The sequence below is a fragment of the Devosia sp. 1566 genome (assembly GCF_004005995.1).
GTDB lineage: Bacteria > Pseudomonadota > Alphaproteobacteria > Rhizobiales > Devosiaceae > Devosia.
Genome location: NZ_CP034767.1, coordinates 2,702,985 through 2,724,624, shown reverse-complemented (window position 1 = coordinate 2,724,624; position 21,640 = coordinate 2,702,985). Strand labels below are relative to the sequence as shown.

20 protein-coding genes and 1 riboswitch are annotated in these 21,640 nt (G+C 63.7%); of the genes, 10 read left to right on the top strand and 10 right to left on the bottom strand.

What is annotated here, in order from left to right:
* The first annotated feature begins 161 nt into the window (after positions 1-161).
* Both ELX51_RS13135 and serA read left to right on the top strand, forming a co-directional pair.
* Positions 162-1,337 (top strand): phosphoserine transaminase, encoded by a 1,176-nt coding sequence (locus ELX51_RS13135; RefSeq protein ID WP_127755284.1) that lies wholly within the window; start codon positions 162-164, stop codon positions 1,335-1,337.
* A 154-nt stretch (positions 1,338-1,491) separates the two neighbouring features.
* On the top strand, positions 1,492-3,075 hold the full coding sequence (gene serA / locus ELX51_RS13130) for a phosphoglycerate dehydrogenase (RefSeq protein WP_127753946.1): 1,584 nt from the start codon (positions 1,492-1,494) through the stop codon (positions 3,073-3,075).
* A gap of 61 nt (positions 3,076-3,136) precedes the next feature.
* Here serA and ELX51_RS13125 read toward each other — a convergent pair whose 3' ends face one another.
* Positions 3,137-4,087 (bottom strand): DMT family transporter, encoded by a 951-nt coding sequence (locus ELX51_RS13125; RefSeq protein WP_127753945.1) that lies wholly within the window; start codon positions 4,085-4,087, stop codon positions 3,137-3,139.
* Positions 4,088-4,220: 133 nt separating this feature from the next.
* On the opposite strand from ELX51_RS13125, the gene ELX51_RS13120 reads away from it, so the two are divergent.
* The 3 genes from ELX51_RS13120 (at position 4,221) to ELX51_RS13110 (ending at position 8,355) form a co-directional block, all read left to right on the top strand.
* The gene (locus ELX51_RS13120) at positions 4,221-5,510 is read left to right on the top strand and encodes an adenylosuccinate synthase (RefSeq protein WP_127753944.1); all 1,290 of its coding nucleotides are present in this window, start codon (positions 4,221-4,223) and stop codon (positions 5,508-5,510) included.
* A gap of 47 nt (positions 5,511-5,557) precedes the next feature.
* A complete protein-coding gene (locus ELX51_RS20070; protein WP_164854863.1) occupies positions 5,558-7,726 on the top strand; it encodes a hypothetical protein in 2,169 nt (722 codons plus the stop codon).
* 203 nt (positions 7,727-7,929) lie between these two features.
* Positions 7,930-8,355, top strand: a complete 426-nt coding sequence (locus ELX51_RS13110) for a VOC family protein (protein ID WP_127753943.1) — start codon at positions 7,930-7,932, stop codon at positions 8,353-8,355.
* 22 nt (positions 8,356-8,377) lie between these two features.
* Here ELX51_RS13110 and ELX51_RS13105 read toward each other — a convergent pair whose 3' ends face one another.
* The 3 genes from ELX51_RS13105 to thiB form a co-directional block, all read right to left on the bottom strand.
* Positions 8,378-9,016 (bottom strand): ATP-binding cassette domain-containing protein, encoded by a 639-nt coding sequence (locus tag ELX51_RS13105; RefSeq protein ID WP_206524623.1) that lies wholly within the window; start codon positions 9,014-9,016, stop codon positions 8,378-8,380.
* Positions 9,003-10,589, bottom strand: coding sequence for a hypothetical protein (locus tag ELX51_RS13100; RefSeq protein WP_127753941.1), 1,587 nt, complete (start codon positions 10,587-10,589; stop codon positions 9,003-9,005). Before ELX51_RS13100 ends, ELX51_RS13105 begins: the two co-directional genes overlap by 14 nt.
* Positions 10,590-10,815: 226 nt before the next feature.
* A complete protein-coding gene (gene thiB, locus ELX51_RS13095) occupies positions 10,816-11,832 on the bottom strand; it encodes a thiamine ABC transporter substrate binding subunit (RefSeq protein WP_127753940.1) in 1,017 nt (338 codons plus the stop codon).
* A 57-nt stretch (positions 11,833-11,889) separates the two neighbouring features.
* Positions 11,890-11,990, bottom strand: a riboswitch (TPP riboswitch).
* A 25-nt stretch (positions 11,991-12,015) separates the two neighbouring features.
* Here thiB and ELX51_RS13090 point away from each other — a divergent pair.
* Positions 12,016-12,717: a thiamine diphosphokinase gene (locus tag ELX51_RS13090; protein ID WP_127753939.1), complete on the top strand. Its 702-nt coding sequence runs from the start codon at positions 12,016-12,018 to the stop codon at positions 12,715-12,717.
* 582 nt (positions 12,718-13,299) lie between these two features.
* On the opposite strand, the gene rpoH is transcribed toward ELX51_RS13090, so the two are convergent.
* Positions 13,300-14,175 (bottom strand): RNA polymerase sigma factor RpoH, encoded by an 876-nt coding sequence (gene rpoH, locus ELX51_RS13085; RefSeq protein ID WP_127753938.1) that lies wholly within the window; start codon positions 14,173-14,175, stop codon positions 13,300-13,302.
* 222 nt (positions 14,176-14,397) lie between these two features.
* Entirely contained in the window at positions 14,398-15,426 is a 1,029-nt protein-coding gene (locus ELX51_RS13080) for an RluA family pseudouridine synthase (protein WP_127753937.1), read from the bottom strand.
* Here ELX51_RS13080 and ELX51_RS13075 point away from each other — a divergent pair.
* Positions 15,425-15,790 carry a DUF6476 family protein gene (locus ELX51_RS13075; protein ID WP_127753936.1) on the top strand — a complete coding sequence of 122 codons (366 nt, stop codon included), beginning with the start codon at positions 15,425-15,427 and terminating at the stop codon, positions 15,788-15,790. The two genes, ELX51_RS13080 and ELX51_RS13075, sit on opposite strands and share 2 nt — an antisense overlap.
* Here ELX51_RS13075 and ELX51_RS13070 read toward each other — a convergent pair.
* Together ELX51_RS13070 and ELX51_RS13065 are read right to left on the bottom strand one after the other, a co-directional pair.
* Positions 15,787-16,770, bottom strand: a complete 984-nt coding sequence (locus ELX51_RS13070; protein WP_127753935.1) for a hypothetical protein — start codon at positions 16,768-16,770, stop codon at positions 15,787-15,789. The genes ELX51_RS13075 and ELX51_RS13070 overlap by 4 nt on opposite strands.
* Before the next feature lie 167 nt (positions 16,771-16,937).
* The gene (locus ELX51_RS13065; protein ID WP_127753934.1) at positions 16,938-17,504 is read right to left on the bottom strand and encodes a DUF1134 domain-containing protein; all 567 of its coding nucleotides are present in this window, start codon (positions 17,502-17,504) and stop codon (positions 16,938-16,940) included.
* A gap of 136 nt (positions 17,505-17,640) precedes the next feature.
* Between ELX51_RS13065 and ELX51_RS13060 the strand changes: the two genes are divergently transcribed.
* The 3 genes from ELX51_RS13060 to ELX51_RS13050 all read left to right on the top strand — a co-directional run bounded on the left by ELX51_RS13060 (position 17,641) and on the right by ELX51_RS13050 (position 19,306).
* Positions 17,641-18,099 (top strand): YHS domain-containing (seleno)protein, encoded by a 459-nt coding sequence (locus ELX51_RS13060; RefSeq protein WP_248305115.1) that lies wholly within the window; start codon positions 17,641-17,643, stop codon positions 18,097-18,099.
* A 67-nt stretch (positions 18,100-18,166) separates the two neighbouring features.
* Entirely contained in the window at positions 18,167-18,871 is a 705-nt protein-coding gene (locus ELX51_RS13055; protein WP_127753932.1) for a histidine phosphotransferase family protein, read from the top strand.
* Between the two features lie 51 nt (positions 18,872-18,922).
* The gene (locus ELX51_RS13050) at positions 18,923-19,306 is read left to right on the top strand and encodes a response regulator (RefSeq protein WP_127753931.1); all 384 of its coding nucleotides are present in this window, start codon (positions 18,923-18,925) and stop codon (positions 19,304-19,306) included.
* Between the two features lie 62 nt (positions 19,307-19,368).
* On the opposite strand, the gene ELX51_RS13045 is transcribed toward ELX51_RS13050, so the two are convergent.
* On the bottom strand, positions 19,369-20,529 hold the full coding sequence (locus ELX51_RS13045; protein ID WP_127753930.1) for a hypothetical protein: 1,161 nt from the start codon (positions 20,527-20,529) through the stop codon (positions 19,369-19,371).
* A gap of 110 nt (positions 20,530-20,639) precedes the next feature.
* Positions 20,640-21,344 (bottom strand): response regulator transcription factor CtrA, encoded by a 705-nt coding sequence (ctrA, locus tag ELX51_RS13040; protein WP_127753929.1) that lies wholly within the window; start codon positions 21,342-21,344, stop codon positions 20,640-20,642.
* Positions 21,345-21,640 lie beyond the last annotated feature (296 nt).

Below are 21,640 nucleotides of genomic sequence, written 5' to 3'. Positions count from 1 at the left end.
GGGATCGATGGTGGACCTAGCTGAATTCGACATGGTTCCCGAACAGCACTTTTCCCAAAACGGCATTGACGCGGAGCGGTATCAGGCATATCTGCGGCCTCAGGACATCTTGCCCTAACGCAAGACGCATAGACCTGGGAGGGTCGCTGAAGATGGCTGCAATGCCCCTGACCGCGCCGGCGGTGAAACCGGCTAATCCGAATTTTTCGTCGGGCCCTTGTGCCAAGCGTCCGGGATGGACGGTTGAAGCGCTGGTCAATGCGCTGGTGGGCCGCTCGCACCGCTCCAAGCCCGGCAAGGCGCGCATCCAGCGCGCGATCGACCTCACCCGCGAACTGCTGGAAGTCCCCGCCGACTACCGCATCGGCATCGTGCCGGCTTCCGATACCGGCGCCGTAGAGATGGCAATGTGGTCGATGCTGGGCGCGCGCGGCGTCGACATGCTCGCCTGGGAAAGCTTTGGCGAGGGCTGGGTCACTGACGTGTCCAAGCAGCTCAAGCTCGAAGATGTGCGGATCATCAAGGCGCCTTATGGCGAGCTGCCCGACCTTGGGCAGGTGGATTTCGCCCGTGACGTGGTTTTCACCTGGAATGGCACGACTTCGGGTGTGCGGGTGCCTGATGGCGACTGGATCGCCGCGGACCGTGAAGGCCTGACCATCTGCGACGCCACTTCGGCGGCCTTTGCCCAGAAGCTCGATTTCGCCAAGCTCGATGTGGTGACCTTTTCCTGGCAGAAGGCGCTGGGCGGTGAGGGTGCGCATGGCGTGCTGATCCTGTCGCCGCGCGCCGTCGAGCGACTCGAGAGCTTCAAGCCCGAGCGCCCGCTGCCCAAGATCTTCCGTCTGACCAAGAACGGCAAGCTGATCGGCGAGATCTTTGAGGCTGCCACCATCAATACGCCCTCGATGCTGTGCATCGAGGACGCGATCGACGCGATGGAATGGGGTCTCGCCCAGGGTGGGCTCAAGGCCATGCAAGCCCGGGCCGATGCCAACTATACCGTGCTGGCCGATTGGGTGGCCAAGACCCCCTGGGTCGAGTTCCTCGCCAAGGATGAAGCGACGCGCTCCAACACTTCGGTGTGTTTCTCCATCGTCGATCCGGCGGTTACGGCGCTCGACGATGCGGGGCAGGCGGCGTTTGCCAAGGCCCTTGTCGCGCGGCTCGACAAGATTGGCGCGGCTTATGACATCGGCGCTTACAAGGACGCTCCCTCGGGTCTGCGTATCTGGGCCGGCTCGACCATCGATGCCGAGAACCTGCGGGCACTGACGCCCTGGCTCGATTGGGCCTTTGCAGAAGAGCTCAACGCGCTCAAGGCCGCCGCGGCTTAGTCGCTCAATAGCGCGACCCCTCCCTCGATCCCTCCCCTCAAAGGGGAGGGAAGACCCGGCTCACAGGCCGGTGCCGGACAAGTTCAGGCTGGGGACGGGCGGGTCGATCAGTTTTTTGCCGGCCGCTGGCCGCACCCCATTCAGGACTACAAAAATGCCCAAGGTTCTCGTTTCCGACAAACTCAGCCCTACAGCCGTGCAAATCTTCAAGGATAACGGCGTCGAGGTCGACTATTTGCCCGATCTGGGCAAGGACAAGGAAAAGCTGCTCGAGGTGATCGGGCAATATGATGGCCTCGCCATCCGTTCGGCCACCAAGGTCACCGAGAAGGTCATCGCCGCCGCCACCAACCTCAAGGTGATCGGGCGGGCTGGCATCGGGGTCGACAATGTCGACATCCCGGCTGCGACCAAGAAGGGCATCATCGTGATGAACACGCCCTTTGGGAACTCGATCACCACCGCCGAGCACGCCATTGCCATGATGATGGCGCTCGCCCGCCAGTTGCCCGAGGCTGACGCGTCCACCCGCGCTTCCAAGTGGGAAAAGAACCGCTTCATGGGCGTTGAGGTCACCAACAAGACTCTTGGCCTGATCGGGGCGGGCAATATCGGCTCGATCGTTGCCGATCGGGCGCAGGGCCTCAAGATGAAGGTCATCGCCTATGATCCGTTCCTGACCCCCGAGCGGGCGCAGGATATGGGCGTCGAAAAGGTCGAGCTGGACGACTTGCTGGCGCGCGCCGACTTCATCACACTGCACACGCCGCTGATCGAAGCCACCCGCAACATTCTCAATGCCGAGACGCTGGCCAAGACCAAGAAGGGCGTGCGGATCATCAACTGCGCCCGTGGCGGTCTCATCGATGAAACCGCGCTTTATGATGCGCTGAAGTCCGGCCAGGTGGCCGGCGCAGCGCTCGACGTGTTCCTGGAGGAGCCGGCGCAGAACAATCCGCTGTTCGAGCTGCCCAATGTGATCTGCACGCCCCATTTGGGTGCATCGACCACCGAAGCGCAGGAGAATGTAGCGCTGCAGGTGGCCGAGCAGATTTCGGCCTATCTGATGACCGGCGAAATCACCAATGCGCTCAACTTCCCTTCGATCTCGGCCGAGGAAGCGCCGCGGCTGACCCCGTTCATCAAGCTGGCCGAAGTGCTGGGCTCGTTTGCCGGGCAGCTGACGGAAACCGCGATCAAGTCGATCACCATCGAGTTCGAAGGCGATGTGGCTGCTATGAATACGCGGCCGATGGTGGCGGCGGCACTCAATGGCGTGCTCAAGCCAATGATGGGCGAGGTCAACATGGTTTCGGCCCCGCAGATCGCCAAGGATCGCGGCATTGCCGTGCAGGTGACGACCCGCGAGCAGCAGGGCGCCTATGAGAACTATATCCGGCTGACGGTCGCGACCGAAAAGCAGGAACGCAGCCTTGCAGGCACCGTATTCGCCAATGGCAAGCCGCGGGTGATCCAGGTCAAGGGCATCAACATGGAAGCGGAACTGACCCCGTCCATGCTTTATGTGACCAATGAGGACAAGCCGGGCCATATCGGCCGGCTGGGCACGCTGCTGGGCAAGCTTGGCATCAACATCGCCAACTTCAACCTGGGCCGTACCGATCCGGGTGCCGATGCCATTGCGCTGGTTTCGATCGATGGCACGTTGTCCGAGCCGCAGCTGGCCGAAATCGCCCAGCTCGAAGGCGTCAAGCAGGCCAAGGCACTGCGGTTCTAAGGACCCTAAGGGTTCAACGGTTGAAAAGGCGGGACAGCGTGTCCCGCCTTTTTTGTTGGTGCTATCGCAAGGCGCGCAGGGCGCCCCATTCGGCCAGCGCAATGCCGACGATGACGAGGGCAGCGGCAGCCATGTGGTAGAGTTCGAGCCGTTCGCCCAGCACCAGCACGGCAAAGGTGGCGGCAAAGATGGGGATCAGGTTGATAAAGAGGCTGGCGCGGTTGGCGCCGATCAACTCGACGCCGCGCACATAGAACATCTGCGAAACGATCGAGGGCAGCACCATGGTGTAAAGGGCGATGGCCCACCCCTGGGGCGTCACCGCAGGAAGGGCGGCAAACAGTGCGCCCATGCCGCCGCCCAAACCGATCTGGTAGGCGATGGCGGCGACAAAGGCACCGGTACAGGTCGCCACGAGAAAGCTGATCCATCCAGTGGGGGGCTTGTAGCGCAGCGACACCGAGTAAGCGGCGTAAGCGGCGCAGGCGAGCAGGACCAGACTGTCGCCAAAGCCGATGTCGAGTGCGAGGAGCCGGCCAATCTCGCCATGGGTGGCGGTGACCAGCACGCCAAGAATGGTCAGTACCGCGCCCAGGATCTGCAGTGGGCGCACGCGGGTGCGGAAGAGGGCGAAGTTCGCCAGCATGACGAAAAGGTTGATTGTCACCTGCTCGAGGGCAATGTTGATGCCGCTCGCATGGTAGGACGCCATATAAACCAGGATATTGAATGTAACATAGCCCACCGCGCCGTAGAATAAGTAGAGGGGCCAACGTGAGCGGATCACCGGCCAGTCGCGTTTAAGCGACGTTCGGGCGAAGGGCAGAATCAGCAGCAGGGCGCCGCCCCAGCGCAGCACGGTGAGGGTGAAGGGGTCGATATGTCCGACGGCAAGCTTGCCGGCGATGACATTGCCGCCCCAAAACATGGTGGTCAGAACCAGCAGCAGATAGGGGCGGTCCAGCAGGCGGGCGGAAATGCCGCGACTTTGGGTTATTGGCGGCTTTGTCATCGGCGCTCGGTGATGTAAGGACAATCGGACTTAGCAGGTATTCGGGTATGGTCAAACCCGGCGCCGGACAGTTGCGCGGGCCCCCGGGTTTGGGTTGCCCCCGCGCCGGCATGATTGGTGGAGTGAAGTTTTCATGGCGAATGTGGTTGTCGTCGGCTCGCAGTGGGGCGACGAGGGCAAGGGCAAGATCGTGGACTGGCTCTCCGAGCGTGCCGATGTGGTGGTGCGCTATCATGGCGGCCACAATGCCGGCCATACGCTGGTGATCGATGGCGTCAGCTACAAGCTGGCGCTGCTGCCATCTGGCCTGGTGCAGGGCAAGCTGTCGGTGATCGGCAACGGGGTGGTGGTGGATCCCCACCATTTTGTGGCCGAGATGGCCAAGCTGCGGGCGCAAGGCGTCACGATCACTCCCGATGTGCTGCGCATTGCCGACAACGCGCCGCTGATCCTGTCGCTGCATCGCGAACTCGACGCCATCCGCGAAGACAGCACGTCCGGGCTCAAGATCGGTACCACCAAGCGTGGCATCGGCCCGGCCTATGAGGACAAGGTGGGTCGTCGGGCGATCAGGCTGATCGATTTGAGCCAGCCCGAAACGCTGATGCCCAAGATCGAGCGACTGCTGACGCACCACAATGCGCTGCGCCGCGGCATGGGTCTGCCCGAGATCGAGGCCGAAACGATCCGGCAGGAGCTGATCTCGGTAGCCGACCAGATCCTGCCCTTCATGGACCAGGTCTGGCAGGTGCTCGACGAAAAGCGCAAAGCTGGCGCACGCATTCTGTTTGAGGGAGCGCAGGGTGCGCTGCTCGATAATGACCACGGCACTTATCCCTTCGTGACCTCGTCCAACACGGTGGCAGGGCAGGCTGCGGCCGGTTCCGGGCTGGGGCCAACGGCAATCGGCTATGTGCTGGGAATTACCAAGGCTTATACGACCCGCGTCGGCGAGGGCCCGTTCCCTTGCGAGCTGGATGACGAGATCGGCGAGCATCTGGCCACGGTCGGTCGCGAGGTCGGCGTCAATACCGGGCGGCCGCGCCGCTGCGGCTGGTTCGATGCGGTGCTGGTGCGTCAAACCGTCAAGACTTCCGGCATTTCGGGAATTGCGCTGACCAAGCTGGACGTGCTGGACGGGCTCAAGGAAATCAAGATCTGCGTCGGCTATGAGCTGGATGGATCACGGATCGATTACTTGCCTGCCTTGATGGAGGCACAGGCGCGGGTTACGCCCATCTACGAAACCCTCGAAGGATGGTCGCAAACCACGGCCGGGGCGCGCAGCTGGGCGGAACTGCCGGCCCAGGCGGTCAAGTATGTGCGCTATATCGAGGAACTGATCGGGGCGCCGGTCGCCATGTTGTCGACGAGCCCGGAGCGCGCCGATACTATCCTTGTGGTTGACCCGTTCCAAGATTGAGTGTTTTTGATACAACACCTGCGGCAATTGTGAGTACCAAGTAAGCTATGGCCGACTACAAGGAGCTGCTGCGCCGGGCCATCTCGGCATTGCCCGAGAATAATGGCGCGGCTCGCCGTGCGGTTTACGAAAAGGCGCGTTCGGCACTTGTGGGCCAGTTGCGGGCCATTCAGCCACCGCTGCCGGCGCGCGACATAACGCAGCATCGGCTGCAGCTGGAAGATTGTATCCGGCAGGTTGAGCAGGAAGCCAGCGAAGCCGTGATTTCGCTGCGGCGTGATTCGGTGTTCGGGCGTCCCATGGCGCAACCGGTTGAGCCAACGGTAGCAGCACCCGAGCCGGAGCCGGAACCGGAACCCCAGCCTGAGCCGGAACCCGAACCTGAGCCCGAACCGCAACCCCGGTTCGAGCTGAGGCCACGCTTTGAGCCGGCACAACCAAACTATCCAGCGTTTGAGCCGGTACAGCCCGCCTATCCCCAGGCGCAAGCGGATGGCCCAGCGCGCTCCGGCACCTCGATCGAAGACATCATCGCCGATGCCGCTGAGGCGAGCGGGGCAGAGTTGGTGCGCGAGGAGGGCCCGGTCGACGTGCCCGTGGCCGTTCCCAACGAAAACGAGGCCCAGGCGGTGGTTACGCCAGTGGCCGAGAGCGAGAGCGAGCCCGAGCCGGCCGAGAAGGTCAGCAAGCCACGGGCGCGTTGGTTGCCGTCGTTCGGGCGAGCCAAGGGAGCGCGCAAGGCCGAGGCCGAAACGGTAGGCGCGAGCGAGTTGCCGAGCGACGCGCCGCTCGATGCGCCGGTGCAGGAGCCTCAGGACCAGCCGGAATCGTTTGCCGACGACAAGCCTGCCGCTGAGGAGGGTGCCCGCCGGGGAGCGCTGCTCAATTTTGCCCGCCGCACCGAACCCGTCAGCAGCATTGGTCCAAGCCCCGTTGAAGCGGCACTGTCGAGTGTGCGCGAAGTCGAAGTCGAGGCGGCGCAGCCCGACACCAGCGAAGCCGAGGGCGCCATCGAGCGAGCGATCGAGACCCTGGATCGCGAAGCACGCGGCGAAAGCCAGGCTACTCCGGCAGAGCCCACGGAGCCGGTGGCTGTGGGCCCGGCCCGGCCGGCGGTGCCCAATATGTTTGCCATGCCCGAGCGCGCCGAATTGCCGGGCGGGGCAGGCGAGGACAATTCCGACAACTTCGTGCCAGTGAGCGAGCCGCGCAGCGGCACGGGCCTGAGCATTTTCCTGATCGTTTTTGCAGTGCTTCTGGTTGGCGTGGGTGGCGCAGGCTTTTGGGCCTGGCGCGAAGGCTATGTGGACCTCAACCAGATGTTCGGGCAGGCCAGCACGGCGGTTGCCGAAGCGCCCGAGCCAGAACCTGATCTTACGACCCCAACGCTCGACCCGGTGCCGCCCAATGGCGACATTTCCGCGACCGACCAACCGGCAGTGCCCGGCAATACGGCGACCCAGACAGCGGCCGAGCCGACTACGGCGCTCGAGGCGCTGGAAACCGAGGACCGGCTGGAGCCGACGCCCGAGCCGGTGGTTCCCGATGGGACGCAGACCAGCCTGCCCGAACTGGGTGGTGGTGCGGACGACAAGGGCGAAGAGCGGCTGCCCGGGGAAGACCCTAGTGCGGCCGTGGCGCTCAATGATCCGGCGGCATCGGTCGACCCGGCCGTGCTGTCGGGCAGCCAGTCGCTGCTGCTGGAAGCCTCCCAGGATGGCCGCACCGGTGCGGTACCGTTCTCGGGCACGATAGAGTGGCGCGAAGGGGTCGACGAGATCGGCCAGCCCACGCTGATCGGCCAGGCCAATATTCCGGCGCGCAATCTCGGGGTCGAGATGACCATTCGCAAGAATTCCGATCCGAGCCTGCCCGCGAGCCACCTGATGGAGGTGGATTTCGATGTGAGCGACACCTTTATCGGGGGCACGATTGCGGGGCTGCCGGGCGTGTTGCTCAAGGACCAGGAACTGGTGCCCGGAACGCCGCTGGTGGGGGCTTCGGCCCGCGTCGTCGGTAATTCCTACCTGTTTGCGCTGAGTGCGGCCGAGCAGGATGCCAACACCAACCAGGACCTACTGCGCAGCCGAAAGTGGATGGATCTGGCAGTGGTGTATGGCACCGGGCGCAATGCGATCATCACCCTTGAAAAGGATGAGCAAGCGCAGGCGCTGTTCGACAAGGTCTTTGCGGCTTGGGGACAGGGGGGCAATTAGCCCCCCTTTTTGCATCCGCGTTTGGCCGGACAGAGGCCTCGCGGATTGACGCTCCGGCGGGGCTGGCTTAGCCTTGGCGTGTCTAAAACAGGTTAGGTCGGGAAGGTTGGCCCGGCCCCGCTTGCGGGTCCTTCCGCTGCTGCAGCGGCCCATGACGATCACGGCGCCAGCATCGGGCGGGCGCCGATCGAAAGGGCATGGACATGAAACCAAGGATTTCCGTTATCACCCTGGGCGTTGGCGATCTCGAGCGGGCGCTGCGCTTTTATCGCGATGGACTGGGCCTGCCGACGCAAGGCATTATCGGGCAGGAGTTCGAGCACGGCGCCGTCGCGTTCTTTGATCTGGCGGGCGGATTGAAGCTCGCGATCTGGGCGCAGGACGATATTGCGTTCGATACGGGCCTTACCCGGGAGCCGGTGTCGTCCACCGCAATGACGCTCGGGCACAATGTAAGGGAACGCGAAGAGGTCGACGCGATCATGGCGAGCGCCGAGGGCGCGGGCGCCGCGATCATCAAGCCCGCGCAAGACACGTTCTGGGGCGGGTATGCTGGGTATTTCCGCGACCCCGAGGGGCACCTCTGGGAAGTGGTCTGGAACCCGCAATTGCTGCCTGCGGGCGAATAAAGCGCCTGCTCGCGGTGGCAGCTTAGTCCGCCACCAGTTTCCGATCCGCCAGATGATAGCGCCGGCTGGCGAGGGCGAGGATATCATCATTGTGGTGGCTGACGAGGATGGTGTGCCAGCCATGCCGGACCGTCAGCGTCCTGACGAGATCGCGGATCACGGCGCGGGTTTGATCGTCGAGCGCCGAAAAGGGCTCGTCGAGCAGCAAAACCGGACGGGCGCGTAGCAGGGTGCGGGCGAGAGCGACGCGCTGCTTTTGCCCGCCCGATAGGGTCGCGGCGGGCTGGGCGCCAATGCCAGACAAACCAACTTCGGCGAGAGCGGCTTCCACTTGCTGGTGAACGCTTGCCTTGGGGATACGGGCGGGCAAGCCGAGGGCGATGTTGCGGCCGGCGCTCAAGTGCTCGAAGAGGCTTTCGCTTTGCAACAGAAGCGATACCGGGCGCTGCTCGGGTGGCAGGGGCACGAGTTGCTGGCCATCGAGCACGATGCTGCCCGAGGTCGGCGTGAGAAAGCCAGCGAGGAGATCAAGCAGGGTGGACTTGCCCGAACCGCTGGCGCCCGACACGGCGGTGATCTCGCCGGGCGCAGCGGCGAGGGAAAAACCATAGGGCTCGGCCGTGTTGGGATAAGCAAAACAAAGCTCGTCAACGCGCAGCACGGGCGATCCTTTCGGCAAGGCGAGGCAGGCCAACAAAGGCAATGATGGTGCCGATGAGGAGAATGGCGGCAATGGCCCCTGCATCATTGTTGCGATAGGCGCCGAGCGAGCGGAACATCAGCAGCGGCAAGGTTTGGAAATCCTGGGTGCCAAATAGGGCGATGACGCCCAGATCCCCCAGCGAAAAGCAAAAGGCGAGGGCGAGCATGACGCCCAGATCCTTGCCGATCAGGGGCAGTTCCACGAGGAAGAACTGCCGCCAGCCGCCCAGCCCGAGCGAGCGGATGAGCTTGCCCCTGGTTTTCGCGATGGCTTCGAGCGGCGGCGCAAGCGTAGCCATGGCAAAGGGCAGGGCGAGGAGGCTATTGGCAAGGATGACGACAGCGGGCGCGGCGGCGGCCGGCGCAAGGCCGAGGTCGCGAACGAGCAGGAAGAATCCCAGCGACAGCACTACGGCGGGCACGGCGAGATAAGCATAGGCCGGGATGCCCAGGAGCGTGCGCAGCGGCGGGCTGCCGGTGGCGCCGCGGCCAAGGGCCAGGGCAAGCGCCAAAAGCAGCGTGAGGAGTGCGGAGGCGCTGCCGATAAGGAGGCTGGTGAGGAGCGACCACCAGAAGCTCGGCTGGGCCAGGAGGCTGCCGAGACCGGCGCCGAGGCCATCCATCAGCACGGAGAGCAGGGGCAGGCCGAAGCAGAGGGTGGCGGTGGCGAGCACCAGCCATTGCAGCAGGCGGCTGGCGGAGCCGTCGTGCCAGGTGGTAGCGGGGGAAGAACCAAAGGCGGTGGGTACGGGCGCAAGGGCCGAGGCGGCGAGGATCACGGCCGAGCAAACAGCGATTTGCGTCAGCGCGAGGCGCACGGCGCCGGCGAGATCGAAATCCTGGCGGACAGCGGCGTAAATGGCGACCTCCAGCGTCTGGTTGGCGGGGCCACCGCCCAGCAGCAGCACTATAGGGAAGCTGGTGAAGGCGAGGAGAAATATGATGGCGCCGAGCCCTGGCAGGGTGCCGCGCAGGGCAGGCCAGTCGATAAGGGTGAAGCGTTGCCAGGCAGAGAGGGCCAGGGACTGGCCGGTTTTGAGGCGGGCGGCGGGAATGGCGTCGAGGCGGGCGAGGATGATGCGGGCGGCGAAGGCGCCATCGAGAATGACATGGGCAAAGAGAATGCCCCCGAGCCCGTAGGCAGGATTGCCCAAGGGGAAGCCCAGCACGGCTTCCGCGCCGCGATTGATCCAGCCATTGCGGCCCCAGATGGCGAGGAGCCCGAAGGCCACGACCATGCCGGGGGTGACGATGGCGGAGGCAAAGAAGGCGACGAGGAGATCGCGTCCGGGGAAGCGCAGACGATTGAGCGACCAGGCGACGGCGGTGCCGACCAGGAGCGACAGGACGGTGGTGAGCCCGGCCTGGATCGAGGTCATGCGCAGGAGGTGGGGAATATCGATGCGGCTGGTGGCGGCGGCATCGGTGGCGGCGGCGAGAATGGACCAGAGGACGAGAGCAATCAGCCCGGCAATGGCAAGCGCGAGGAGGCAAGCGGTGGCGATGCGCAAGGGGCGGGGTGGGAGGGTCATGGTCCGGTGGTTGGCGCTAGCCTTGGAGCGGGTTGATGGGCCTGAACCCCCACCCTGTCCCTCCCCTTAAGGGGGAGGGGACGTCGGCTGATGGAGCTGGGATGGCGGAGAGTCGTGGTGTGGCTATCAGGGACTGTGTTCCCTTGATCGCCCCCCTCAGTGTGCCTCCGCTCAAGGGGGAGGGGAGGCACACTGAGGGGTTCGAAGCTTGTGGCTGTCCTGATTCCTACTGGATGGCGGCGAGCATTTCGTCGATCCAGGCGGCGCGGTTGGCTTCGAGGTCGGTGTCGCTGATCGTCAAAGTCTTGGCGGGTTGCGGGAGGGTGCCGAAGGCCGGGTTGAGGTCGGCACCGAGATCGACCACGGGGAACATCCAGTTGGTGGTGGGGATGATCGCCTGGGCGGCGGGGGAGGCGAGGTAGGCCAGGAACTGACGGGCGAGCTCGGGCTGGTCGGTGGAGGCGAGCATGCCGGCGACCTCGACCTGCACGATATGGCCCTCATCAAACAGCGCCGCCTTGATGGTGTGATCGTCTTCATCGACGATGTGGTAGGCGGGCGAGGTGGTGTAGGAGAGCGCCATATCGGCTTCCCCGGTCAGGAAGAGATTATAGCTTTCCGACCAGTCGCGGGTGACGGCGAGGATATGGGGCTTGAGGCCGGCCCAGATTTCGGGGGCACGGTCGCCATAGGCGGCCTTGATCCAGAGCACGAGTCCAAGGCCCGGCGTGGCCGAGCGCGGGTCCTGGATGACGATCTTGAAGTCGTCGGGAAGCGCGATCAACTCCTCGAAGGAGGCGGGCGGGGTGGCGGTGCGGTCGGTATCGTAGACAAAGGCGAAATGGGCGTAGTCGACCGGCACGAATTGCGGATCGGTCCAGGGCTCGGGGAGGGCGAGATTGGCCAGCTCCAGGGTGTGATCGGCAAAGAGGCCGGTGGCGCGGGCTTCCCCGGCAGTGGCGACATCGAGGCCTACCACCAGATCGGCCGGGGTGGTAGCCCCTTCGAGCTGGACGCGGCGCAGGGCGCCGATGGAGGAATCGGCGGCGATGAATTCGACAGTGCAGCCGCCGCATTGGGCTTCAAAGCCTTCGGCGAGCTGGGGGCCGGGGCCCCATTCGGCGGCAAAGCCATCATAGGTATAGATGGTGAGCGCGGGTGCGGTTTGGGCCAAGGCGGGCGAGGCGGCCAGTCCGAAAAGGACCGCAAGCGCCAGGTGAGTGGTGTGGACCAAGATGGTCATCCCTTCATTGGTGTGCGGCCATGAGTGAAGGGATGGGTGTCAATGGCGGGCACGAGATGCCCTTGCCATCTCGAACTTCCTCCGCCAGCATGACCTGGTTCAGGTTCAATGGGTAATTCTCAGCTCCGGCTTGACCCGGAACACCCCAGCGAGACGCCGTGATCTTATAAGAGCGCCCCCCAAGTGCAAGAGAATTTCAGCCCAGCTGCCGACGCGCCCCTGCGCTTTGCCGGACCGATCGCCATTGTGGGCGGCGGGGCGGTGGAGAGCCAAACCCTGCGTGACCTCGCGGCAGCGGGGGTGACGCTGATCGGGGCCGATGGCGGGGCGGATGCGATCGGGGCGGCAGGGCTGGTGCCAGCGGCGATCATCGGGGATCTCGATTCCCTGCAGGATCGCGCCGGCTGGGAGCGGCGCACCCGCGTGTTGCACCTGCCCGAGCAGGTGACCACCGATTTCCAGAAGGCACTGCGCTCGACGCAGGCGCCGGTGACGCTGGCGCTGGGCATGACGGGCAAGCGGCTCGACCATACGCTCGCGGCACTGAGCGCGGTGCTGCAATATGCCCCCGAGCGGCACTTGCTGCTGGTGGACGAGATCGATGTGGCGCTGGCAGTGGTGGGGCCGATTACCTTTGAGGCGGCGGCCGGGGAGCGGGTGTCGATCCATCCGCTGGTGCCGATCGGGTTCGAGCGCTCGCAGGGGCTGCTCTATCCGATGGATGGCCTGCAGCTGGCGCCGGGCGGGCTGATCGGCACCTCCAATGCGGGCCTTGGGGGTCGGATCGAGATCGTGCCGGCTGAGCGGGTGCCGTGGCTGCTGATCCTGCCCAAGGCCCGGCTCTGGGATCTCGTCCAGGCGTGCCAAAATTCCGCCCGGGTCTGATGACCCTGCGGTTGGTGCTGCGACATGGGGCGAAGGTCGCCTCGGTGCCGGTCGTCCGGCAAAAGGGTAGAAGGTGAAGCAAGCTTCGCCCCATGCTCTATCGGAGACTCTTCGGTGAGGACCGTCCGTGGCTAGACCCGTGCCAAACGCCAGAAGCCCTGGGGCTTCATGGACCGGGGGATGAAATCGGTCCCGGATCATCCTCGTCCCGAAGGAGCTTGGGCGACCCCAAACCCATCCGATATCCCCGCACCGACCGTTCGTCGCGACCGCGCAGCTTGCCCGGGAACAAGGGGGATTGTGCCTGAGGTTTTCGGGGGCGGGGATAAGTTTGTGGGGTGGTGATGGCCGCCCTCGTGGTTCGAGGCTGCGCTACGCTGCGCACCTCACCATGAGGGCTCCGGCACATTCCCGCTCATTCCGCACTTCCGGGGGGTAAGGGCTTTTGGGGGGCATGAGTATGCCGGAGGCTCGATGGGCCCCGGGCTCAAGGCCAGGTTGGCATCGGCGGCGGGCTCGCAGGCGTAAAAAAGCCCTCGGGGGAAACCGAGGGCTGCATTGGTTGCTTGCGGCGGTCCAGCCTTATGCGGCGTTGGAGCGGGCAGCTTCGCGAACGGCGTCTTGCACTTTTTCGAAGGCGCGCACTTCGATCTGGCGGATGCGCTCGCGGCTGACATCGTATTGTTGGGCCAGCTCTTCGAGCGTCAGCGGATCTTCCTGCAGGCGGCGAGCCTGGAAGATGGCGCGCTCACGATCGTTGAGAACATCCATGGCATTGGTCAACAGACCCATGCGTTCGGAATATTCCTCGCTTTCACCAAGGGCAGTTTCCTGGCTGGGCGTGTCGTCGACGAGCCAGTCCTGCCATTCGGAGGAGCCTTCATCGGCGCGCATCGGCGAATTGAGCGAAGCATCGCCCGACAAGCGCGCATTCATCGAGACGACGTCATCCTCGGTGACGTTGAGGGTGGTCGCGATCTGCTTGATCTGGTCGGGATGGAGCGAGCCATCGTCGAGCGCGGCGATCTGACCCTTCACCTTGCGCAGGTTGAAGAACAGCCGCTTCTGGGCAGCGGTGGTGCCGATTTTCACCAGCGACCAGGAACGCAGGACATATTCCTGGATCGCAGCACGAATCCACCACATCGCATAGGTCGCAAGGCGGAAGCCCTTGTCAGGCTCGAAGCGCTTGACCGCATGCATGAGCCCGACATTGCCTTCCGAGATCACCTCGGCAATGGGCAGGCCATAGCCGCGATAGCCCATGGCGATCTTGGCAACCAGGCGCAGGTGGGACGTAATAAGCCGTTGAGCAGCGGCGGGATCGGCGTGCTCCTTGTAGCGCTTGGCCAGCATGAATTCTTCATCGGGTTCCAGCATGGGGAACTTGCGAATTTCCTGAAGATAGCGGCTCAAGCCTCCTTCGGCAGAAAGGACAGGCAGATTGGTCTGGGCCATTTATGCACCCCTTTTACTTATTCCCCCGCACAGGCGGGCGGATCGATCTTCGGCCGTCCTGGCGGCCCGGCGGAAGAAGTCAGGTCATAATATATGGCGTATTGCCGCTATTGTAAGGCCGCCGAATGCAGACGAACGGTGCAGGCAGCGCAAGGGTTGCCCGTGGTGCGGGCATTAGGGGAGGGCCCGCCCGCACTTCTCGGTTACCGGCCCCCGCAAATCCTAGCGGGCGAAGGCCTTGTCATAGGGCTCGAGCGCTTCCTCGAGCGCCACAAGGTCGGGCGGGAGCGGGGCTTCAAAGAACATTTCCTCTCCGGTCACGGGATGCTCAAAGCCGAGCTCGGCGGCATGGAGGGCCTGCCGGCCAAGCGCAACAATGGGTGCGGCGACCTCGGGAGGCAGGCGGTTGATCTTGGTGGCGTAGCCCGAGGCATAAACGGTGTCGGAAACAAGGGGGTGGCCGATATGAGCCATGTGGACGCGGATCTGGTGGGTGCGGCCGGTTTCGAGCTGACATTGGATGCGGGTGATGTCCCAGCCATCGCCGCCAAAGCGCTGCTCGACCATGTAATGCGTGATGGCTTCGCGGCCGTCCTTGCGCACCGCCTGCTTGAGCCGATTATTGGCGTCGCGCCCGAGGGGCGCTTCAACCGTGCCCTTGGCGGTTTCGGTGGAGCCCCAGACATAGGCGAGATAGGCGCGATGGAGGGGACCGGTGCGACCATGATCGGCAAATTGCGCGGACAGATGCTGGTGGGCCAGATCGGTCTTGGCCGCGACCATGACCCCTGAGGTGTCGCGATCGAGGCGATGAACGATGCCGGGCCGGCGCACGCCACCAATGCCCTGCAGGCTCGCGCCGCAATGGTAGATCAGCGCGTTGACCAGGGTGCCCGAGGGGCTGCCGGGAGCGGGGTGGACCACCATGCCGACGGGCTTGTTGACCACGATCAGCTGATCATCCTCATAGAGGATATCGAGGGGGATGTTTTCGGGCTTGGGCTCGGGATCTTCGGGCGGCGGGGCGAGGAGGGTGATTGTTTCGCCGGCCGTTACGCGATATTTGGGCTCGCTGATCGGCTGGCCGTTAAGGGAAACGGCCCCGCCCAGGATCAGGTCCTTGAGGCGGCTGCGGCTGAGCGCCGGGTGTGCCTTGGCCAGAACGGCATCGAGCCGGCCGCCGGCCTGTTCGGCAGTGATAGTGAATTGGACTTCGTCGCCCTCGAAGTCGTCAGCGGTTAGGTGTTCCATGAGCGATCCTTCAAATACCGGCCCGGTAGGCCAAGATGCCGAGCCGTTGTCGCCCGAAGCACAAGCCGTGCTGGGAAAGGCGCGCCGGTCGTTCGGCATCTCCATCGGCATTCTGCTGCTGGGCTTTATGGCGATTGGCTTTGCCATTGTCTATCGGGTGATGCGCGACGCACCGCCGCCCAGCATGGCCCAAACGCTGAGCGTGCCCGCCGGGGCCGAAGTGGTTTCGGCTACCACGGGCGATGGCGCGATCAATGTGCTGTATCGTCTTGATGGGGCGATGGTGCTGGCACTGTTCGATCGGGGCACGGGCGAACATATCAGTTCGGTGCAGATCGTTGCGGACGGTGCGCCCCGGCTTTAGCGCCCCTGGATTTCGCGCAGCGCTGCCATACGGTCGGTGACGCTGCCGCCGCGCCTGGCTGTGGCAATAGGCCTAGGTGGTGGTGGCGCCGCAGGAGTTTCCTCGCGCCCGTCGGCAAAGCGCTGGATGCGATCAAACAGGCTTTCTTCGGCTGGCGGGGGCTGCTGGGGCGGCTCGGTATCGGCGGCGTAAACGATGCGGCTGGTATCGGCGGCAATGGCGTCGAGCTGGGCGCGCAAGGCGGTTTCGTCGAGCCGCTCGGTATCCCAATCGGCCATGATGGTGGTTTCCACATGGTTGATGCGACGATGCAACTGGCCGAGCTGGTCTTCGAGGTTGAGCTCTTCGGCAAGCGCCGGGGGCATGGTGCCATCGGCCTGGGCGGCGGTTTGCCCGGCCATGGCGTCCAGGCTGGAGCCGGCTTCGGCAATGCGCGCCTGGGCGATCTCGATGCTTTCGGCCTCTTCGAGCGCGGCTTCTTCCAGTGCGGCCTGCTCAAGCGCGGCCTGCGCGTATTCGTCGCGCAGCGCCTGGATCTCGGCCGTGCGGTTTTCAAGGTCGCGCTCACGCATGCGCAGTTGCTGGGCAAGATCGGTGGTTTCGCGCTCGAGTTCGAGCACGCGATCACGCAAGGCCGCTTCGCGGGCTTCGAGCTCGGTCATCTTGCCGACGGCGCTGTCGCGCTCGGCCCGCATGGCGCCAAATTCTGCGCGTCGGTCATTGTATTCGCCCACCTGTTCGGCGAGGCGGGCGCGCAGCCCCTCGATTGTGGTTTCGAGCCGGCGGGTTTGGAGGGCGAATTCGGCGCGCAGTTGATCCTTGTCGGCACGGAATTCGGCGAGGGTGATGGGGGTCGCGGCCTCGATGCGCTTTTTGGTGAGGCGGACAGCGCGTTTCCACACCGCGGGCAGGATGATCACGGCCAACAGCCCGGCAAACAGCAGGCCGAGGGCGAAATACATGATGTTTTCGATCATCATCGTGCGAACTCCGGAACCAGGCCGTCCAGATGCGGTCGACAGGAAGCTGACTTAAGCGCCGCAAAGGGTAGTGGTTGGGCCATTGCTTAGCGGTTCCGATGGTCTACGTCACGAAAAAGCCGGAGGGTGCACGCCTCCGGCTCGCGGCATCTACCAAATCGCTGATATCAGAAAGGGTTCCAGGTGGGCTGCTGGGTGAACTTGAGATAGCCGATATTAACGCCCAGCCGCGCGCCCACGCCCGAGCGGATCGGGACCATGATCGCATTGCCGTATTTGATCACGGTCATGCCGAAGCCACCCACCACATAGGCGGAGCCATCAACGCCGGCAAAGCGGCCGAACACGTCATTGGTGCTGGAGAGATTGTAGACCAGCATCATGACCTTGGAGCCGTCGCCGCCAACGTCAAAGCCTAGGCTGGGGCCTTGCCAATAAAGGGGCAACTCGCCGGCATTGCGGGTGTAAAGCCGGCCTTCGCCGTAACGGGCGCCGGCAAACAGCGCGCCGCCAGCGTCTTCGCCCAGGATGTAGCCGTTGGGCAGGCCAAACTCGGAAACGGCGCGCTCAACGAGGGATGCGAGGCCCTGGGCAGCGGAGCCGAAAAACTGGTGGCCCTTGTCGACCAACTCATCGCCGGAATAGCTGTCGCTGAGCGAGCCTTGGGCAAAGGCAGGAGCGGCGCCAGCGAGGGCGAGGAGCAGGGTCAGGGTGCAAAGCAGGCGTTTGAACATGGTGTTCCCCCTAAAACAGGCGAGCCGGGACTTCGCAAGACTTTAAAGTTTCTCGGTCATGGTTGGTCGGGCCAGCGCTGGACAAGGGCTGGCCCGTGGATCAATGATGACGCAAACCCGTAAACAAATCTTAACCATGCTTGCCTTTGTTCTGCCGCTTTTGGCGGGCGGTGCGGCACCGGCATTGAGCCAGTCAATCAACACGGCAGTGGTGAGCGACCCCCTGACGGGGCTGGCGCTCGGGGGCATGGATCCCGTCTCCTATTTCGTGGAAGGCCAGCCGGTGCCGGGACGCAGCGAATTCGAATATGAGTGGGGCGGGGCGCCCTGGCAGTTCAGCAGCGCAGCCAATCGGGACGCCTTTGCGCGGGCGCCGCAGATCTATGCGCCGCAGTTTGGGGGCCATTCGGCGATGAGCATGGCGCGCGGATTTTTGTCAGACGGCGACCCGGCAATCTACACGGTCTTCAAGCAGCGTCTTTATCTGTTCTATTCGGCGGCGAGCCGGGAAGCTTTTTTGCTGGCGCCCAATGCCGCGGCCCGCGAGGCACAAGCCAATTGGGCGGTTTTGTCCAAATCTCTGGTCTGGCAATAGTGCAGAAGCGCAACCCCCACTAAGGTCGGCGCAAGTGATTCGAACGCGCCCCTGATGGAGAAAACCCATGGCCGATATCATCGAGCTCAAGGCAACCGACCTTGCGGCAATGTTGTGCAGCCGGGTCTGTCACGACCTGATCAACCCGATTGGGGCGATTGGCAACGGGCTTGAGGTTCTGGCCGACCCCACGCAGGGTGACATGGCTGAAGGCGCCCGCGACCTGATCGCCAGCGCGGCCAATCAAAGCCGGGCCAAGCTCGAATTTGCGCGCCTGGCTTATGGTGCCTCCTCGACGGCGGGCACCGATATCGACACGCGCGAATGCGAGCGGGTGGCGCGAATCTATTTCGAGATCGAGAAGGCCGATCTGGAGTGGCAGGTGCCGCTGATCCTGCTTCCCAAGCACAAGGCCAAGCTGTTCATGAACATGCTGCTGATCGCGGCGGGCTCGGTGCCGCGCGGCGGCACGGTTAGGGCCAGTATCACTGGACCGGCCGGAGCGGAGGTGTTCGAGTTCACCTCGTACAGTGATCCCGAGAAGCGGCAAAAGACGCTGGTGCCGTCAGGCGCGGCGGGATTGCTCTCGGGCATGCCCGAAGAGGGCGCCGTGGATGCGCGCGGCATCCAGCCCTTTTATACGGGCCTCTTGGCTCGGATGACCGATATGGAGATCAGCATCGGGCTTGAGGACGGCAAGTTCTACCTGCGTGCGCTGCCCAAGCCGCCCATCCAGGAAGAAGCGGCACCCGAGGCGCTAACCATTCCGTAGGCAGTTGCCATTCATAGTTGTTTCCGAGCCTTTGGCCGGGGAAACACATTCATGAAGTCGTGCCTGATCGTCGATGACTCGAGTGTGGTGCGCAAAGTGGCGCGCCGCATTCTCGAAGACATGGACTATATTGTCGAGGAGGCCGAGGACGGGCAGGAGGCTATCGACAAATGCCGCCTCGAAATGCCCGACGCGATCCTGCTCGACTGGAGCATGCCCATCATGGGTGGGCTCGAATTCCTAAAGCATCTGCGCGGCTATGTGGGGGGCGAGCGGCCGCATGTCGTTTATTGCACGGTCGAGAACGATATTGGCGCCATTGCCATGGCGCTCAAGGCCGGCGCCAGCGACTATATGATGAAGCCCTTTGACCGGGCCTTGCTGGAAGCCAAGTTCGACCTGGACCGCGCGCTTCCGTCAGCCGAAATCGCCTAACAGCAAAAGGCCCGGGCGAGAACCGCCCGGGCCTTTTGCCGTCTTGAGTGAGCCAGCCGCGCCTAAGGGGTGCGGGTGAAGCTTGCGCCGGCAAGGACGCAATCGGGTGCTTCGCCGATGGTGAAGGCCGGGCCAGAGCCCTGGATGGGGCAGGTCATCGGGAAGGTCGCCGAGCCGATATTGCCGGTGGCGTCGGTGAAGGTCAGCGCCTCGGCGGTAGCGGTGTAGCGGCCCGATACCGAGCGGCCGCGGCGATCGGTCATGGTAAAGCTGTCGTCGTCATTGAGCACCACGGCAATTCCGCCGGCGGGGCCTTCGGCATTGGCCTCGTAGCGACCCACCAGGGCGGCATTGGCGGCGTCGCGCTGGGCGGTAGCCGAGGCGATCTGGGCTTCAAGGTCCGAGAGCTCCTTGCCGCGGGCAGCCAGCGTATTGGTCAAGTCCGTCACCTGCGGCTGCAGCTGATCGCGCTGGGTCTGGTAGCCGGCGACATCCTTGGAGAGCTGGTCGCGCTGGGACTGGAGATCGGCGATCTGGGTCTGCAGGTCCGCCAGCTGGGTGCCGCTGGTTTCGGTCTGGGCGGCAATATCGGCCAGGCGGGTCTGGATCTCGGTTTCCTGTCCGCGGGCGGCCTGCAGTTGCTGTTCGCCCTGGGCGAGCTGACTGGTCACCGCAGCGGCTTCCTCGGTCAGCTGAGCGACGGCGGCGCGGGTTTCGGCTTCCTGGGCGCGGGCCTGTTCAAGCCGCTGGCCAATTGCGGTCATCTGCTCGTTAAGGGCAGTAACCTGGTTCTGCGCTTCTTCGCGGGCGGCTTCTGCTTCGGCGCGGCGCTGATCGCTTTGGGCGAACTCTTCCTGGATCGCGGCAATTTCAGCGCGGCGGGAATTGAGGGTTTCAGTGGTGCTGGCCAGCTCAGCACTGACGCCATCCAGTTCGCCCTGAGCGGTGTCGCGCTGGGTGGTCAGTTCGTCCAGTTGGGCCTGGGCGGCGGTGGTTTGCTCCTGGACCGCTTCGAGATCGCCACTTGCGGTTTCGAGGTCCGCCAACTGCATCTGCAGCGCGCTACGCTCGTCGGTCAGCGCGGACACCTGGCCTTGCAGGTCGCCATTGGTTGAGCTCGAGCTGATCCAGGTCGCCAGAAAGGCAATCCAGCCGACAATGGCAATAATGAGAATGGTAAGAACGAGCGGTTCGCGAAGACGCTGCGCGAGTGAACTGTCCATGTCGTGGGCCCCCTTGATTGGGAGCTAACGATAACTGGGTTGGGGAGTTCCGCAAGAGCAAAGGCCCGGCACATCACTGCGCCGGGCCTTGCACAAGGGAAGGGGAAAGCTTAGGCGCTTTCGGAATAAAGCTCGTTCTCGTCGGGCTCGCGCAGCACATACCCGCGGCCCCAGACGGTTTCGATGTAGTTCTTGCCGCCCGTCGCAACGCTGAGCTTCTTGCGCAGCTTGCAGATGAAGACGTCGATGATCTTGAGCTCGGGCTCGTCCATGCCGCCGTAGAGGTGGTTGAGGAACATTTCCTTGGTGAGTGTCGTGCCCTTGCGGAGCGAAAGCAGCTCCAGCATCTGGTATTCCTTGCCGGTGAGGTGCACGCGCTGGCTTTGCACTTCCACGGTCTTGGTGTCGAGATTGACGGTGAGTTCACCCGTCGAGATCACCGACTGCGCATGGCCCTTGGAGCGGCGGACAATGGCGTGGATGCGGGCCACGAGCTCGTCCTTGTGGAAGGGCTTGGTCATGTAGTCATCGGCACCAAAGCCGAGGCCACGAACCTTGTCCTCGATACCGGCAAGACCCGACAGGATCAGGATGGGCGTCTGCACCTTGGCCACGCGCAAGGTGCGCAGCACTTCATAGCCGCTCATGTCGGGCAGGTTCAGATCGAGCAGGATGATATCGTAGTCGTATAATTTGCCCAGATCGACGCCTTCCTCACCCAGATCGGTGGTGTAGACGTTGAAACTTTCGGACTTGAGCATCAACTCGATGCTCTGCGCTGTCGCGCTATCGTCCTCGATAAGGAGTACCCGCATTATATTCCCCTTGTGATTCGTTCCTGCTGGAACAGTGAAGCCAGCGGCCAATGCTCGCCCCACGTCACCCGTACTGGATATGACTGAACCCTAAGCCCAAATAGTTAACAAAGTTTAATTCCATCACGCAATACGCAAAAGCTGGTAAGGTGAATTATATCTAACTGTCTGAAACTAAACGAAAAAGTGGCTGCGTTTTTCTTAAGAAAATGGTTTAAGTAGCCCGGCCAAGTGACTCGGCGGATTCAAGCATTGCGGCGATGGCAAGGGGAGCAGGGGCGCGTGGCGGAAAATCC